This is a genomic window from Gemmobacter sp. LW-1 (assembly GCF_001303875.1).
Classification (GTDB): Bacteria; Pseudomonadota; Alphaproteobacteria; order Rhodobacterales; family Rhodobacteraceae; genus Gemmobacter; species Gemmobacter caeni.
This window is the reverse complement of sequence record NZ_LJSC01000024.1, coordinates 1-18,395: the sequence shown is the minus strand read 5'-3', so window position 1 is coordinate 18,395 and position 18,395 is coordinate 1. Positions and strand designations below refer to the sequence as shown.

The 18,395-nt window shown below is 70.2% G+C and carries 4 protein-coding genes; all 4 read right to left on the bottom strand.

What is annotated here, in order from left to right; genetic code table 11:
* On the bottom strand, window positions 1-1,088 hold a 1,088-nt coding region (locus AO684_RS03405), incomplete at its 3' end, for a bifunctional 2-polyprenyl-6-hydroxyphenol methylase/3-demethylubiquinol 3-O-methyltransferase UbiG (protein ID WP_054301343.1).
* On the bottom strand, window positions 1,085-9,391 hold the full coding sequence (locus AO684_RS03400; protein ID WP_054301342.1) for a non-ribosomal peptide synthetase: 8,307 nt from the start codon (window positions 9,389-9,391) through the stop codon (window positions 1,085-1,087). The genes AO684_RS03405 and AO684_RS03400, both read right to left, overlap by 4 nt.
* A complete protein-coding gene (locus AO684_RS03395; RefSeq protein WP_054301341.1) occupies window positions 9,388-13,437 on the bottom strand; it encodes a non-ribosomal peptide synthetase in 4,050 nt (1,349 codons plus the stop codon). Before AO684_RS03395 ends, AO684_RS03400 begins: the two co-directional genes overlap by 4 nt.
* The coding region (locus AO684_RS03390; protein WP_152968337.1) for a non-ribosomal peptide synthetase at window positions 13,434-18,395 on the bottom strand (4,962 nt) is incomplete at its 5' end. The genes AO684_RS03395 and AO684_RS03390, both read right to left, overlap by 4 nt.

Sequence of the window (18,395 nt, the reverse complement as noted above, 5' to 3'; positions counted from 1 at the left end):
GCGGCGCGGCGCGGGCTGGGCTGATAATGCCCCTCCGGCCCCAACACATGCGACACCACTTCGCACCGCGCCGGGGCAAAGCTGCGACGCAGGAAATCGGCATTCACCTCGGCCCGCGTGCGGCGCTTCGGCCCGTGGCCGATGTAGAACCACAGCATCGGCGACCGCTCCTGCATCAGCAGGTTCGCCACCTGCCAGCGTTCCAGATCCGGCAGCCGGTTAAAGGCGGCGGCAGAGGCGCCGGTCAGCGGCGGCTCCCATCCGAACTGGCCTGACAGCCGGTCGAACTGGTTCACGCAAGGCTGCCACAGCACCAGCCCTGCCCCGGCACAAAGCGCGGCAAGGGTTTCGACGGAATAACTGAATTCCACCGGCTGAAGCAGCGAATCCGCCACCGCCGGTTCCGGCAGGCCCCGCTGCGCGGCAAGGAAATCGGCCATGGTGCCGGGCAGCGGAAAATCCGCCACCATTTCCTGCGCCATCGGCAGTTCCGCCTCGATCAGCCCGCCGCGCCCCCCGGCCCCCGACAGCAGGCGGATCGCCTTCTGAAAGGCGGTGGTCTGGATGCGGTGATAGTAGTTGTAGACCATCAGCTCCATCACGCCGCCCGGCTTCAGCGCGCGCGCCAGCCGTGCCAGCGGTTGCGCCGGTTCGGCATTGTGGTGGATGACGCCGGTACAGATGACGTGATCAAAGCGCGCCTCATGCGGGGCATCGTTCAGGCTCGCCTGTTCCAGCCGCAGGTTGGTCAGCCCCAGATCGCGGGCCGACGCCTCGGCCAGCGCCAGCGACCGCGCGGAAAGATCGGTGCCCAGCACCCGCGCGCCCGGAAAGCGGAGCGCAGTGATGACCGCCTGATTGGTGCCGCAGCCCGCGACCCAGATCTCGCCGTCCGGGGGCAGTGCCGCGCCGTCGAAATCCCCGGCCTCCTGACAGAGGAAGCGCGGGGCGAAGGTGGGGTCGGCATGGCCCGTCAGGCTCAGCGCGCGCCAGGGATAGTTGAAGCGACCGTAGAAGTCGGCATTTATCCGGTCGATTTCAGCGGCATCGAGGTTGTCGGCCGCGTTAAAGGACAGATGCCCGGTCATTCCGCTGCGCTCCTGCTGGCCGTGGTCATCAGTTGCGCAATCCCTTCGGCCAGCGTCACGGCCCCTGCCCCCTGAAGAACCGAGAAGTGATCGCCGGGCAGGACCGTGGTGGCAAGGCCGGGCAGCAGCGCCTCCCACGCCGCGCGGCGCAGGTCGATCTGGCCCTGCCCCTCCGCCAGCCACAGACGGGCCGGGCAATGCAGCGGCGCCTCCGGCAGATGGCTGGCCAGCGCCCGGACATTGCGGGCCCAGACGCGGGACAGTGCCTGAAGATAGGGTTGCGCCGCGGGCTCTCCGCCGCCTGCGAGGCCAAGCGCGCGGCGATGGGTGATCTCGGCCAGAAAATCGCCCTCCTCCGGCCGGTCGGCCTGATGCGGGGACGGCGGGTCGATCAGGGCGAGGCCCAGCACGCGGTCAGGCGCCTGCGCCGCCATTTCGCAGGCCAGCACCCCGCCATAGGACCAGCCGCCCAGCCAGACCGGCCCGTCCGGCAGCCGCGCCAGCAACGCGCTGGCCTGTTCGCGCAAGGTGGCTTCCGGTAGATCGGCGCTGTGGAAAGCCGGATCATCCAGCGCCAGCACCGCCGCGCCCCCCCGCATCGCCTGTGCCAGCGCGCGGTAAGAGGCGACATCGCCGCCCACCGGATGCAGCAGCACCAAAGGCGGCGCCGCGCCGGGGCGCAGGCATATCGGGGCATCCTTTACCGCTTCCGCCGCCGGGGCCAATGCCGCCGCCAGATCGCGCAGGCTCAACCGCCCCGACAACAGCGCTGCGGGCGGCTTTATGCCCAGTTGCTGCTCCACCGCGTCCAGCAGATCGAGCGCCAGCAGGGAATCCCCGCCCAGATCGAAGAAAGAGGCCTCGGGATCGGCGCGATCGACCCCGAGGAACCCGGCGAAGATCTGCGCCAGATCGGGCGCGGCAGGCGCGCGCGGCGGCTCGGGGTCCAGCAGCATGGGCAGGTCGGGCGGCAGCGGCGCCACCATCAGGTGCGGCAGGCCAAGCGCCACGGCGCGGCGCAGCACCTGCATGCCCTCCCCGACCGAGATCGCCCCCGCCTCCAGCCGCCCGGCCAGATCGGCCATGCGACCTTCCAGCCGCGCCGACATGCCCGTGCCCTGCCAGGCCGGCCAGCCGACCGAGATCACCTTTGGCCCCGCCCCGCCCGGCTGACTGTCGGCAAACCCGTCCAGCCAGGCATTCGCGGCGGCATAATCCGCCTGCCCCGGCGCGGGCCGCTGCGCGGAAAGCGAGGAACAGAGCAGGATGAACCCGTCGGTCAGCGGCGCCAGATGCCGAAGGATCGCCCGCGCGCCGTCGCGTTTGGGCGACAGCGTCGTGGCGAAAGCTTCGGGCTGCAACAGCGGCAGCGCCCGGCCCCCGGCCAGACCGGCGGCATGGATCACCCCGGCAAGGCGCCGCCCCTGCCCCGCCAGATCGGCGGCGAGCGCGGCCATGGCGGTGTCATCGGTCACATCCGCCGCGATATGCCGGATGCGCGGCCCCTGAACCCCGGTTCCGCGCCGCGACAGCAGCCAGACCTCGCGCCCCGGATCGGTGGTCAGCGCCTCGGCCATGGCGCTGGCCATGCCGCCACTGCCGCCGGTCATCACATAAAGCCCCGGCGGCAGGTCGGAGTCGGGGGTCGTTTCGGCGGACATCAGCGCCGCCTCGAACACGCGGCCCCCGCGCAGGGCGATCTGGCGGAAGGGCGCGGGATCGGCGGGGGGCAGCAGATCGGGCGCCGCCCCATCCACCAGACCCAGCCGCAACCCCGGCAGTTCCGCCGCCGCCGCCCGCATCAGCCCGGCCAGCATTGCGCGGTCGGGATCGGTGGTGCCCTCTGGCCCGAAAGCCCCACTGACCAGAACCCAGAGCATCCCCCCCGCGTCACGCAGGCGCCGCCCCTCGGCCCCCAGCAGGGCCAGCAGCGCCGAGGCCGGATCGGGGCTGTCGCGCAGATCCAGCACCAGTTCGGACGCCTCGGGCAACGGGGTGCCCGGCCGGCAAACCGGCCGCTTTGCCGCAACGGGCACGGCGGCGCAGCGCCGCCAGACGGGTTGCAGGAACCAATCCTCGAAAGGCAGCCGCGCGGGCGAAGCCTCGCCCGACAGCGCGGGATGGATATAATCCGTCAGGTCGAAAGCATAGGGCGGCAGATCCCAGGCCGCGATACCCGCCGCCGGGGGCAGATGCCGGGACGGCATCCCCTCGGCCCAGGCGTGGGCCAGCGCCTCGGCCGTCTGCGGCACCGTGCCGGACCAGTCGGTAACGCGCCGGGGCTGCGCCAGATCCAGCCCTGCCACGGCGGCATCTGCCGTATCCGCGACGACCGCCGCGCGCCACGGCAGGCCATCGCGCAGCCCGCGCCGCAGACCCGCCGCCACGGCCGCCAGATCGCCCCCTCCGGCGAGGTGATCGGCCACCGCCATCATCCGCGCCCGCAGCGCGGTTTCGGAATGCGCGGCAAGGCACAGCAGATGCAGGGGCGACGGCAGGGCGGGCCGCCGTTCCGGCGCCGGACCAAGCACGACATGCGCATTGGTGCCGCCGATGCCAAAGCTCGACACCCCGGCCAGCGGGCGATCCGCAGGCCATGGGCGCAGGTGACGCGCCACGGCGAAAGGCAGGCGCGTGAAATCCAGCGCCGGATGCGGCGCGGTAAAGCCATGGGTCGGCGGCAGGCTGCCCTGCATCCGGCCCAGAACCGCGCGGATCAGCCCCGCGACCCCGGCCCCGGCCCCCAGATGGCCGATCTGGCTTTTGACCGAACCCAGACCGATGGCCCCGGCCGGTTGTCCGGTGAACACCCCCGCCAGCGCCTCGACCTCGATCGGGTCGCCAAGTGCCGTGGCGGTGCCATGCGCCTCGATATAGCCGATGTCGGATGGCCCGGCCCCCGCCGCTGCCAGTGCCGCCGCAATCACCGCCTGCTGGCCCTGCACCGAAGGCGCGGCGAAACCGGCCTTGCGCCGCCCGTCATTGTTGATGGCGCTGCCCTCGATCACGCCAAGGATGCGGTCACCCGCCGCCTCGGCCGCCGCCAGCGGTTTCAGCACCAGAAGGCCCCAGCCGCTTGCCGGAACCGTGCCCTTCGCCTGATCCGAGAAGGGCGCGCAATGGCCATCGGCGGAATGGATATGCCCCTCCTGCCAGCCATAGCCCGCCGCCGCCTCCAGATCGACGGCCACGCCGCCCGCGATGCAGACCTCGGCCTCGCCATTGCGCAACAGGCCACAGGCCTGATGCACCGCGACGAGCGAGCTGGAACAGGCGGTCTGCACGGTCAGCGCCGGGCCATGCAGGCCCAGAAGATGCGCGATGCGGGTGGCGAGGAAATCCTTTTCATGGATCATCGCCAGCGCCGCATCGCCGATGCCATGCGCCGTATCGCGCAGCAAGGCACGGTAATAGCTGCTTTCGCTGCTGGAAAGCACAAGGCCGACAGGCCCGGCCAAAGCTGGGTCGATCCCGGCATGATCCAGCGCCTGCACCGCACCCATCAGCAACTGGCGTTGCTGCGGGTCCATCAACAGGGCGTCGCGCGGGCTCAGCCCGAAACATCCGGGGTCGAACCCGGCCGGGCGGTCTAGCATGGAAACCGCGTTCACATGGCCGGGCCGGTCAGACGGCGTGACACGGATCGCCTCGGCGCCCGAGCGGATCAGCGCGGCAAAGGCGGCCAGATCGGCGGCACCAGGCAGGCCGACTGCCATGCCGATGATCGCGATACGCCCCTCGGTCCGCGCACGCAGCACCGGCGCGGGCGCCACTGGCGCCGCCGTCTGGTCGATATGGGCGGCGAGGTCCGCAAGCGTCGGGAAGCGGAAGAAATCCACCATGGCCAGATCGGGCGCCACATCCCGCAGCAGCCCATGCACCCGCATCAGCGCCAGCGACCCCGCGCCTGCATCGAAGAAATGCAGGTCAGGCGGGATCTCCTGCCCCAGCACCTCGGCAAAGACCTGTGACAGATGCGCCAGTGTCTGCGTGGCGGGCGCTGCGGCAACAGGCTGCGCCACCTCCGGCGCGGGCAGCGCCGCACGGTCCACCTTGCCCGAGGGCGAGAGCGGCAGCGCCGCGCAGGCGATCAGACGCGCGGGCCGCATATGGGCGGGAAGGGTCGCCGCCAGATGCGCCTCCAGCGCCGCACGATCCACCCCTTCGGGTGCGATATAGGCCAGCAGATGCTCGCCCCGCACCACCACAGCCGCCGCCGCGACATCGGGGCGGCGCAGGATCGCGGCCTCGATCTCGCCCGGCTCGATCCGGTAGCCCTTGAGCTTGATCTGGTCGTCGTTGCGGCCCAGAAACACCAGATCGCCCGAGGGCAGCCGCAGCGCCCGGTCGCCGGTATGATAGCTGATCTCACCCGCTGCATCGGGGCGGAAGCGTTCGGCGCTGAGGTCCGGACGATGCAGATAGCCCGGCGCCACGCCAATGCCGCCAATCACCAGCTCGCCGGTTTCCCCCCAGGCCGCCAGGCTGCCATCCGTGCGGCGCACCGACAGGCGCATGCCCCGGATCGCGCGGCCAATCACCATGGCGCCGCCATGTTCCGGCACTTGGCCCTGTTCGGCCCAGGCCACCGCACAGCCAACGACGGTTTCGGTCGGGCCATATTCGTTGATCACCCGCGCAGCCGGCAGCAGATCCAGCAGCCGCGCCACCGTCGGCGCGGGCAGTTGCTCGCCCCCGACAATGAACAGATGCGGCGTCGCGGCCTGCCGCCCCTGCCCGTGTGCCAATAAGGCGGCGACATGGGCGGGCGTGACCTTGAACAACAGCGGCTCCGCCCCGAAGGCCCGCGCCGCCAGCGCTGGGATCAGTTCCCCTGCCAGCACATCGACCCGCCGCCCGGCGGCCAGCGGCCCCAGGAGCGAGGTCACCGTAGCGTCGAAATTCAGCGAGGTGCTGACCACCCCCGCCATCAGCGGGCCAGAGCCAAAATAGGCCTCCGCGACGTGATCGAGGTAATTGCCCAGCCCGCGATGCGGGATTGGCACGCCCTTGGGCCGCCCGGTAGACCCCGAGGTGAAGATGACATAGGCGATGCGGTCGGGGTCGAACGCGGGCAGCGGCACGGCGCCGCTGCCTTCGGGCGGATGGGGCGTCACATGGGCGGGCAGCGCCGCCGCGCCATCGGTGATGACATGGGCAAGGCCGGTATCCTCGATGGCAATGGCCAGCCGGTCGGCGGGATAATCCGGGTCCAGCGGCACATAGGCCGCGCCCGCGCGCAGGATGCCAAGAACCGCCGCCACCAGCCCGATCCCCGGCCGCAGCGAGACGCCGACCAGATCGCCGGGGCGCACGCCTGCCGCCTGCAACCGTGCCGCAATCCCCTGCACCCGCAGATCCAGCGCCGCGCGGCTGATCCGTTCCCCCCCATGGGTCGCGGCAATCGCCTGCGGATCGGCGCGGCGGTCAGCCTCGATCCGGGCCAGCAGGTCTTGCGCGGGCCGCAGATCCTCCAGCCGCGCGGGCAGGTTCACCAGCGCCGCCAGCACCTCGGGATAGACCTGCGCCATCTGCTGCGCGAAATCGTGGTCGAAGCGCGTCAGATCGTGTTCGATCTGGCACGACAGCCCCGCGCCCTCGGGCGTCACGAACAAGGTCAGCGGGAAGCGCGGCACCACCTTTTCGGGGTAACGGAAGCGCGCCTGCACGCCGGGCAGGCGGTATTCGGTGTTTTCCAGCACGAACATCGTGTCGAACAGCCCGCCACGCTGCCCGGCTGCCCGCAGATCCTCGACCACATGGTCATAGGCAAGGTCATGCGCGGCGCGCATTGCCGCAACCTCCGCCTCCGCCGAGGCGAGCCAGTCGCTGGTCGCGGCCTCGGGGTCGATGCGAAAGCGGCAAAGCTGAGTGTTGACGAACATCCCCACCGTAGCGTCAAACCCCGGCGGGCGCAGGCCGACCGGCAGGCCGATGGACAGATGCCGCCCCAGCCCCATGCGCCACTGGCACAGGGCAAAGCCCGCCAGCAGCAGGGAAAACAGCGTCTGCCCCCGCCGCGCGGCCAGCGCCTTCAGGCGGTGGGTCAGTTCGGGCGACAGATCGAAGCCCAGCATCCGGCCCGTCGCAGCCTCGGGCGCATAGAAGGCGTCCGCCTCGGGTTCCGGCGCGGCCAAGAGATTGGTCACGCGCGCCCTGCGCATCGCGGCGTAATCCGTGCTGGCCTGCCGTGCGGCCTGAAGCGCCGGATAGGCGGAATAATCGCCCGGCGCCACTTCAGGCTCCTCGCCGCGATACAGCGCCGCCAGATCGGCCAGCAACAGGTTCAGCCCAGCACCATCGACCACGATATGATGCAGGCACAGCAGCAGGCTTCGCCCCGACACCCCGGCGCGCAGCAGACAGCCTTCGGTCAGATCGAAGGGCCGGGCGAAGAACGCCTCGGCCTCGGCCACCTGTTCCAGCGGTACGGCGCGCGGCGGCGCAATGTGGACACGCAACCCGGCCCCGGTTTCGACAAAGGCTGAACGCAGCGCGGCATGGCGCGCCAGCAGCGCATTCAGCGCCGCCTGCATTGCCGGTTCGTCGATGGCCCCGGCGAAATCGAACCGCAGCGGGATGGAATAGGCGGTGGAGCCGGGCAAGACCTGCTGCATCAGCCAGAGCCTGCGCTGTTCCGCGGCGGCGGGGTAATCCTCCTGCGGCGCGGGCAGCGGCTCCGCCTCGACCGGGCGGGCCTCTGCCAGAACCGCCGCCAGCGGGCGGTCAGACAACAGGTCGGACAGGTCAACCGCCCGCCCCTCGGCCCGCAGGCGCAGCATCAGCCGCGCCGCCGACAGGCTGTCGCCGCCCTGCGCCACGAAGCTGAGCCCCTCGGGCAGCGGCAGGGCGCGCAGGGCGGCGCGGTCGGTCTTGCCGTTCTCGGTCAGCGGCAGCCGGTCATGCAGCGCAATCCGGGCGGGCAGCATATAGCCGGGCAGCCGTTCGGCCAGCGCCAGCCGCAGCGCGGCGGCGGTCTGACCGGGGGCAGCGACATGCGCCACAAGCTGCGCATCCTCCAGCAGCACGGCGGCCTGTTCCACCCCCGGCAGGGCCAGCAGCTGCGCCTCGATTTCCGGCAGTTCGATCCGCTGGCCCCGCAGCTTCACCTGATCGTCCAGCCGCCCGCCGCATTCCACAACCCCCGCCATGACCCGGCCCTGATCCCCGGTGCGGAACAGCCGCGTGCCGTCCGGCCCCGGCCGGAACCGCGCCGCCGTTTCCTCGGCCCGGCCAGCATAGCCCAGGGACAGACCCGAACCGCCCAGCCAGATTTCGCCCCAGTCCCCTTCCGGCACCGGCGTGCCCGCATCGCTCAGGATCGCAACCGTGGTCTCGCGCAGCGGGCGCCCCACCGGCACGGTGGCCAGATGATCCGCCCGTGCCCAAAGCGCGGGGTCAATGCGGTGCCACAGCGCGAAAGTGGTGCATTCCGTCGGGCCATAGCAATTGGTCAACCGGCATTGGGTCGCCGGATGCGCGGTCAGCAGCCGGTGCAGCAGCCCGGCATTCGCCTGCTCGCCCCCGAACAGCACATCGCGCAGCCCCAGCAGCGCCTCGGGCTTTTCGCTGGCCAGAAGGTTGAAATACGAGGTGGTGAGAAACGCTGTCGTCACCCCGTCCGCCACCAGCCGCGCCGCGAAACGGTCGAGGTCCAGCACCTCGGCCGCATCGAAAGGCACCAGCGTCGCCCCGTTCAGCAGCGCGCCCCAGATCTCGAAGCTCAGCGCGTCGAAAGCGGGGTTCGCCAGATGCGCCACCCGCGACTGCGGGCCGATTTCGCAATATTCCGGTCGCCGCGCCATGCGCAGCAGGCCGGGTTCGGCAATCGCCATGACCTTGGGCCGCCCGGTGGTGCCGGAGCTGTGAAACAGGAAGGCCGCCTGCCCCGGATCGCGGGTCAGCGCCGGCAAGGGCAGATCCCCGGCAGGCGCGTCAAAGTCCGGTGCTTCCATCCCTAGCCAGGCGCCTTGCGGCAGCGGTGCAAGCCCGGCGTCGGTCAGCACCAGCGTGGCGGCCGCTTCCTCCAGCAACATCGCCAGACGCGCGGGCGGCTGCGCGGTGCCGACCGGAAAGACCACGCCGCCCGCCTTCAGCACGCCCAGAATGGCGATGACCAGCCGGGTGGAACGCGCCATGCGCAGCGCCACCACCTGCCCCGGCCGCAGCCCTTCCGCACAAAGATGGCGGGCGAAATTGTCGGATGCCGCATCCAGCGCCGCATAATCCGGGCCGCCCAGAATGGCCGGATGCCCCGGCGCGCGGGCCACGTTTTCGCGGAAGGCAAGAACCAGCGCGCTCATTTCATCCCCTCCGGCGGCAACAGCCGCCCGTCCAGCACCTGCACGATGATCCGCCCGATCCGTTCCACATCGGCACCTTCCAGCAGGGTGGAGTGATCGCCGCCGGTAACCTTGAACAGGAACGGCCCCTGCGCCCGCAACTGCCAGAAGAACCGCAGCAGCCGCAGCTGCATCCGGTTGCGCCCGTCGATGGCCTGCACCAGCACAACCCGCCCGCGCGTCGGCCTGAACTCCCACTGACGCGAACATAGCGTGTTGTGGTTGTAAAGCGCATGGTACTGCGTGACCTGTGCATCCTCGATGCCCGGATACATGCCGTTATAGGTGATCAGCTTCTGGCGGAACTCTGCCGCATCCGAGGTGCGGGTATCCTCCCGCACGGAAGGATCGTCGGTGCCCATCGCATCCAGCAGAAGGGCGGTGACATGGGTAATGCCGCGCTGTTCCAGCCGCCGCACCATCTCATAAGCGACGAAACCGCCGAAAGAGGCGCCGGTCAGCACACAGGGCCTGTCCAGCAGATGTTCGACCAGCCCGATATAATGATCGGCCATGGCGCCGATGTCGGGCAGGAAGGACTCGTCCGGGTCCACGCCGACCGACTGCACGCCCCAGACACCCAGATGTGCGGGCAACACCCGCGCCAGCGACAGATAGCCGTAGGCCGTGCCGCCCGCCGGGTGAATGCAGATCACATTCGCCCGCCCGTCGCCGGGCCGGAAGCAGACCGGATTGACCGAATGTGACCGCCCCTTGCCGCCCCGGATCAGGGCGGCCAGCGCCTCGATAGTGGGGTGTGCGATGATCTCGGTCGTGGCCAGCGTCGTACCGAAAGCCGCGTTGATCTGGTGCACGGTCTTGATGGCCGACAGGGAATTGCCGCCAATGTCGAAGAAATTGTCGCGCAGGCCGATGTCGGGATGCAGCAGCACCCCCGACCAGATGTCGTAAAGCCGGTGCTCGATCACATCGCGCGGGCTGGCGGTATTCACCTGACGCGGACCGCCGCCATCCAGATCCGCCAGCGCGCGACGATCCACCTTGCCGCGTTCGGTCAGCGGCAGATCATCCAGCCAGACGAAACGGTCGGGCAGCATGTAGCTGGGCAAGACCTGCGCCAGCGCGGCTTGCGCGCGTTCCTGAAGGCTGTGACGGTCCTGCCCCGGTGCTGCCACGCAGAAGGCCACCAGCCGTTTGTCGCTGCGCACTGCCAGATCGACAAAGGCCGCGCGGATGCCCGGCTGGCGCAGCAACTCGGCCGCCACCTCCTGCGGTTCGATCCGGTAGCCCCGGATCTTCACCTGAAAGTCGTTGCGGCCCAGACAGTCGATCAGCCCGTCGGGCCGCCAGCGGGCCAGATCGCCGGTGCGATACAGGATCTCGTGCCCCGGCGTGGCGAAGGGATTGGGCACATAGCGTTCCGCCGTCAGTTCGGGCCGGTTCGCATAGCCCGGCCCGACATAGGGGCCGGACAGGCACAATTCGCCCACGATGCCCTCGGGCACCAGATGGCCGCGCGCATCGAGGATATAGCAGTTGGTATTGCTGTTCGGTCGCCCGATCGGCGGCGGCTCGATATCCTGCGGACCCAGGACATGATGCACGGTAAAGACCGAGGCTTCGGACGGGCCATAGATGTTCAGCAGCGGCAACCCCCGGTCGCGCGGCAGGCAATAGCCTTGCAGCCGGTCGCCGCCGGTCGAAACCCATTCAACCGAGGCAGGCAGGTCCAGTCCGGCGGCGCACATCGCCTCCATCAGCCCGGTTGGCAGCCAGAAATGCGTGGGCTGAAGCCGGTCGGTCGCCGCCTGCAACAGATCACGGTCGCGCAGCACCGCATCGGGCTGAAAGCCCAGCGTGCCGCCCACGGTCAGCGTGGGCCAGATTTCCCAGATGATCGCGTCAAAGGCCGGATTGGCGGAAACGGTATGCAGCGACCGGCGGGTGATCCTGCTCAGCCGGGTCTGGAACAGACAGAGGTTATGCAGACCCAGATGGGTGTTCAGCGCCCCCTTGGGCTGGCCCGTTGTGCCCGAGGTAAAGACGATATAGGCAATCTCGCCCTGCGGAAGTTCGGGGTTCTCGGGGCTGTTTGCCTGCCATGCGGCATCGTCGTCCACGGCCAGAGCATCGGGCAGCGCCAGTTCCGCAGCCCGCGCACGGATGGTCAGCACCAGCTTTGCCCCGCAATCCTCGATCATGCGGCGCAGACGTTCCGGCGGGGCATCGACTGGCAGTTGCGCGGGCGCGGCCCCGGCCTTGTTCGCCGCCAGCAGGGCAATGACCATTTCCGCACAGCGCCCGGTGGCCACGCCGACGGGATCGTCCGGGCCAAGCCCCAGCCGGTGCAGATGCCGCGCCAGCCGGTTGGCGGCGGCGTTCACCTCGGCATAGGTCAGGCGGCAATCGCCGTCGATCAGTGCCAGCGCCCCGGGCGTTTCGGCCGCCCAGTGTTCGAACTGGCGGAAGGGCGCGGGGGGATCGTCCAGAGCGATCACCTCGCCCCGGCCCAGATCCAGCAGCCGCTCCGCCTCGGCCGGGGAAACCACCGGCAGATCGCCCAGGAGCGTTTCCGGCGCGGAAGCCACACCGTCCAGCAGCGACAGGAAGCCCCGGTTCAGCCGGGAAATCCCTTCGGCGGTGAACAGGTCGGTGGCATAGGTCCAGTCCAGATGAATCGTATCCGCCCCGTCCAGCACCGCCAGCGACACCTCGTATTTCGCCGGGGTCAGATCGGGATCCAGCGGGCGGAAATGCAGACCCTGCGGCAGCGCAGGCACCTCCGGCTCCGGCTGGCTGAGCGAGAAGGCCAGTTGCACCAGCGGCGCGCAGGACAGGCTGCGCGGCGGGTTCAGGCGCTCGACGATCAGCTCGAACGGCAAATCCTGATGCGAAAACGCCTCGGCCACGCGGCGGGCGCAATCCTTCAGGAAGGCGCGGAACGGCAGATCCGGCGCGGGGCGCGCGCGCAGGGGCACGGTATTGACCAGAAACCCCACGAGGCTTTTCAGCTCCGCCCGCTCCCGCCCGGCAACCGGGGTGCCGATCACCAGATCGTCGGCCCCCGACCAGCGATGCAGAAGCGCGGCATGGGCCGCATGCAGCAGGGTGAACAGGCTGACGCCTTCGGCCCGCGCGAAGGCCCGCAGGCGCTGCGCCAGATCGGGGTCAAGCTTCTCCACCAGCCGCGCGCCCGCGCTGCCCAAAACCGGCGGGCGCGGCTTGTCGGTCGGCAGGTCGTGGACATCCGGCACCCCGGCCAGCGTTTCGGCCCACCAATCCGCCAGTGCCGCGCCGCGCCGTGCCAGCAGGCGGCGCTGCCAGCGGGCATAATCGGCAAACTGCACCGCAGGGGCGGGCAGCGCATGACCTGCGTAAAGCTGCGCCAGCTCCTCCAGCAGGATCGCGTTCGACCAGCCGTCGGTGGCGATGTGATGCAGCGTCAGGAACAGCACATGCTCCTCGTCTGCCAGACGCACCAGACGGGCGCGCAGCATCGGCTCGGCTGCAAGATCGAAGCGGTGCCGCGCCTCGGCCTGCCCCAGCGCGCCGAGTTGCACCGCCGCATCCGCCGCCTGTGACAGATCGGTAAAGTGCAGGTCCACCGGCGCGGCGGGCAACAGGTGCTGAAGCGTGCCCGCATCGCTTTCGCGAAACACCGTGCGCAGTGCATGGTGACGCTCCACCAGCGCCGAAACCGCGCGGGCCAGGGCCGCACGGTCCAGCGCGCCGGTCACCGCCAGAACCATGGGCACGGTGTAAAGCCCCGCCGCCGCCTCCATCTGCTCGATCACCCAGAGCCGCGACTGCGAGAAGGCCAGCGGCTCCGCCACCACGGGGGGGCCGGGCAGGATGGCATCTTCCTGCGCCGCGGCATCCTCGGCCAACCGGGCCAGCCAGTCGGTGATCTGGCCTTTCTGGGCGCGAATCCGCTCCAGCAGCGCGGGCGGCACACCGCCGCGCGCCGTCACGGCCAGCGCGCCGTCCTTCAGCCAGAGGCGGACCCCGGCCCCCTGGGCCTCGCGCAGAATATCGGCGATGGTCATAGCAGGATCGTCTCCGTCTCGGCAGTGTCGTCTTCGGGCGGGGCGGTCAGCCCCGTCATGGCATCCATGGCAACGGCCAGCCCCGCCACCGTGGGATCGGCCAGAAACAGCCGCAGCGACAGCACAACGCCGGTTTCGCGCTGAAGCTCCGCCAGCAGGCGCAGGGCGAGGATGGAATGCCCGCCGATGGCAAAGAAGCTGTCGGTCACACCCACCTGCGGCAGGCCCAGAAGCCGCGCCCAGATTGCGGCGATCCTCGCTTCGGAGGGGCTGCGCGGCGCGATATGCGCGGCAGCAGGGGCCGCCTCGGGCATGGGCAGGGCCTTGCGGTCCACCTTGCCATTGGCCGTCACCGGCAGCGCGGCCAGCGGCGTGATCGCCTCGGGCAGCATATGTGCGGGCAGGTGCCGCGCCAGCGCCGCGCGCAGGGTGTCAGCTGGTGCGTCCCCCGTCACCCAGGCCAGCAGGCGCATCGTGCCATCCGGCCCCGGCGCGGCCAGAACCACCGCCTGATCGGCCCCCGCCGCGCGCAAGGCGGCCTCTACCTCGCCCGGCTCCACCCGGAAGCCGCGGATCTTCACCTGATCGTCGGCCCGGCCAAGGTAATCCAGCGCCCCGTCGGGGCGGAAGCGCGCCAGATCGCCGGTGCGATACATGCGCGCGCCGGGCGGGCCGAACGGGTCGGGCAGGAAGGCCGCCGCCGTCAGATCGGGGCGCCCGACATAGCCGCGCGCCAGCGCGACCCCGCCGATATAGAGATGCCCCGCCACCCCCGACGGCACCGGGTCCAGCGCGGCATCCAGCACATACATCCGCACATTGGCGATGGCGTGGCCGATCGGCACCTGATCGCCCGCATCCCCGGGTGCGCAGGTCCATGCCGTCACATCCACCGCCGCCTCGGTCGGGCCATAAAGGTTATGCAGCCCCACCCCCGGATGCGCCCGGTGGAAGGCGGCCTGCGTCGCGCGCGGCAGCGCCTGCCCCGAACAGACCACGCAGCGCAGCGAGGGCAGCGCGCGCGGCGCCGCACGGTCGAGGAACGCCTCCAGCATCGGCGGCACAAAATGCAGCGCGGTCACCGCCTCGTCGCGGATCACCCGCTCCAGATAGGCGGGGTCGCGGTGGCCTTCCGGTTCCGCGATGACCATGACCGCCCCGGTCATCAGCGGCAGGATCAGCTCCCATACCGAGACGTCGAAGCCCAGCGGGGTTTTCTGCAACACCCGGTCTTCGGGGCCAAGCCCATAGGCCGCCGCCATCCACAGCAGCCGGTTGACGATGGCCCGATGCGGCACCGCCACCCCCTTGGGCCGTCCGGTGGAGCCGGAGGTGAAGATGACATAGGCGGTATCCCCGGGTCCGGCCAGCGGCTCGGGGTTGTGGTCGGGCATGTCTTGCGGCGCGTGCTCCGGCCCGATCAGCATGACCTCCACCCCCGGCAGATCGGCCAGATGCGGCTGTGCCAGCACCAGAACCGGCGCCGCATCCTCAAGGATCATCGCCAGCCGCGCGGGCGGGTAATCCGGCGGCAGCGGCACCCAGGCCCCGCCCGCCTTCAGGATCGCCAGCACCGCCACCATCATCTCGAAGGAACGGTCCACCGCCAGCCCGACGAGGCTGTCCGGCCCGACACCCCGCGCCCGCAAGGCATGGGCCAGCCGGTTGGCCCGCGCATTGAGCGCAGCAAAGCCGAGGCTTTCGCCCCCGAACCGCAGCGCAGTCCGGTCGCCTTCTGCGGCAATCCGGTCCTCGATGATCCCGACCAGCGTCTGCCCGGCCTGAGGATAGCGCGTTTCGGTCCGGTTCCACCGGGCCAGCAGCGCCCGGTCCTCTGCCGGGATCAGCGCCGCCACGCGATGCGGCGCGGCCGGATCGGCCAGCATGGCCTGCAGGATCGCGCCATAGCTTTCGGCCATCCGCCCCGCCAGACCGGCGTCAAGCCGCGCCGGATCATGGGCGAAATCCACCACCAGCCCGTCGCCTCCCAGCACCGCATGCACCCCGAGCGCGAAATTCGTCGCCTCGAAAGCCGTCATGCCGCGCAGCGCGGGCGTGCCATCGGCCCCGGCCATTCCGGCCAGCGCGTCCTGCACATGGAAATGGATGAAGTTGAACATCACATCGAAGGGCGGCACATGGCCATTCGCCTCGACGATAGCGGCCAGCGGGTAATGGCGATGCGCCGCCAGATCCACTTCGGCCGCAAAGGTCGCGCGGACCAGATCCTGCCAGCTTTCCTGCCCCAGCCGCAGCCGGACCGGCAGGGTATTGAGGAACAGGCCCAGCATCTTTTCGGCATCGCGCGCCTCGGGCCGTGTATGGGTCACGAGGCCGGACACCACATCCGCCGTGCCGCCCCAAAGCGCGAGCATCTTCAGATGCGCGGTCAGCAGGAGACTGCGCAGCGGCAGGCCCAGCCGGTCGGCCAGCGCGCGCAGATCAGCCAGAACCTCAGGCCCGAAGCGCAGCCCCACCCGGCGCGGCGGCAGGTCAGCGGCGGGCGGCGGCAGGCGCAGCACCTCGGCATCCTCCAGCAGTGCCGCCCAGAAGGCCCGCGCCCCGGGCGCGTGCAGCGCCGCCTGTTCCGCCACCGCAGCCAGTGCCGGGGTCGCCGCCAAAGGCGGCAGCCCTGCGATGTGACCGGCCCGCGCCTGCTGCCAAAGCTGCATCAGCTCCACCTGCATGGCGGCCACGCTCCACCCGTCCAGAATGGCATGGTGGAACCCGAGCGTGATCTGCACATCCGCAGCACCCCGCAGATGCACCATCAGGCGCAGCAGGGGCGGGGCGCCGATCGCGAAGGGCCGCGCCTTTTCGGCGGCAATATCCGCCGCAATCGCGGCCCCGGCGTCAGGCTCCGACAGGCCCGACAGATCGCTGACCGCCAGCGGCAGCGCGACCTCCCGGTGCACCTGCTGCATCGGCCCCTCCGGCCCATGCAGGTCAAAGCTGCTGCGCAACACCGGATGCCGCGCGGCAAGCGCCGCCAGCGCGGCGCGGAAAGCGGGCTCGTCCCAATCCAGATTCAGGCGGAAGCTGAAGACGTCATGATACACCGCCGCCTCGGCCGCCACCTCACCATGGAACAGCATCCCCAGTTGCAGCCGTGTCATCGGCCATGCGGTTTCCAGATGCGCGGGCAGATCGGCGGGCGGCAGATGCTCCACCACCGGCGCCGCACTGCCCACCGCGCGCGCCAGCCCGCGCAGCGTCTGGTGACGGAAGATCGCCTCGACCGTGACAGGCAGCCCAGCCTCTGCCGCGCGGGCGGCCAGAGTCACCGCCCGCATGGAATCACCGCCACTGGCAAAGAAATTGTCCAGCGCACCTACAGACTCTCGCCCCAGAACCTCGGCCCAGATCGCGGCCAAAGCCTGTTCCGCCGCACCCTCTGGCGGCACGACATCCGGCTCTGCCGCCGCAGGCTCGGGGTCCGGCAGCGCCGCCACATTGACCTTGCCATTGGTGGTCAGCGGCAGGTCCGGCAGCACCACAAAAGCGGCGGGCAGCATGTAATCCGACAGATCCCGCGCCAGCGCCATGCGCAGCGCCAACGGCTCTTGCGGTGTGCCACTCGCCAGCCAGGCCACCAGCCGATCACCCCGCAGCCGCACACAGGCCGCCGAGATGCCCGGCAAAGCCGCCAGCGCCGCCTCGATCTCGCCCGTCTCGATACGAAACCCGCGCAGCTTCACCTGCGCATCGGCCCGCCCGACATAGTCGAAGCCGCCATCCGCCCGCTGCCGCGCCACATCGCCGGAACGATACATCCGGCTGCCCGGCGCGCCCCAGGGATCGGGCACGAAGCGATCCGCCGTCAGACCGGAACGGTTCAGATAGCCGCGCGCGACCCCCGGCCCGGCCACGCAGATCTCGCCCGGAATACCGGGCGGCACCGGCTGCAAAGCGGTATCCAGCAGCCGGATTTGCAGATCCGGCAGCGCCACCCCGATGTCGGCGGGTCGTCCCGGATCGGCGCTCAGCTCCAGATGCGTCACATGCACCGTCGTCTCGGTGATGCCATACATGTTCACCAGATTCGGCTGCCGGTCGCCATAAGCCGCGAACCACGGCGCAAGTGCGGCGCGGTTCAGCGCCTCACCGCCAAAGATCACATGCCGCAGCGCAAAGGCCGGCGGCACTGGCTGGCGCGCGCAATGCGCGGTCAGTTGCTGGAAGGCCGAGGGCGTCTGGCTCAGCACCGTCACCCCCTCGCGCAGCATCAGATCCGCAAAGGCACCCGGATCACGCGTCACCACGCGCGGCACGATGACCAGCCGCCCGCCATAAACCAGCGCCCCGAATACCTCCCAGACCGAGAAGTCGAAGGCGAAGGAATGGAACAGTGTCCAGACGTCGGTTTCATCGAAACCGAACAGCGGTTCAGTGGTGCTGAACAGCCGCACCGCCGCCCTGTGCTCGACGCAGACGCCTTTTGGTTTTCCGGTGGAGCCTGAGGTGTAGATGACATAGGCGGCGTTTTGGGGGGTTGTTCGGGTTTCCGGCGGGGTTTCGGGGAGGGAGCGGGCCTCGCTCTCGCCGTTGGCGGGATCGGGGTGGGTGGCGAGGGTCAGCACCGGGGCGGGGGTCAGGGATTGCAGGCGGCTGGCCTGCGCGCTCTGGGCCAGCACCAGCACCGGCGCCGCGTCTTCCAGCATATAGGCCAGCCGGTCGTCGGGGTGTTCGGGGTCCAGCGGCACATAGGCACCGCCCGCCTTCAGCACCGCGAGCAGCCCCACGATCATCTCGAACGAGCGTTCGCAGCACAGGCCCACCCGCGTCTCGGGGCCGACGCCGAGCTGCACCAGACGATGCGCCAGCCGGTTGGCGCGCGCCTCCAGCGCGGCATAGGTCAGGCTGATGCCCTCGCAGCGCAGCGCGATCCGGTCCGGGTGCCGCGCGGCGGCGGCACTGACCAGCGTGTCCAGCCGCCCGGTTCCCGTTTCGGCTTCCCG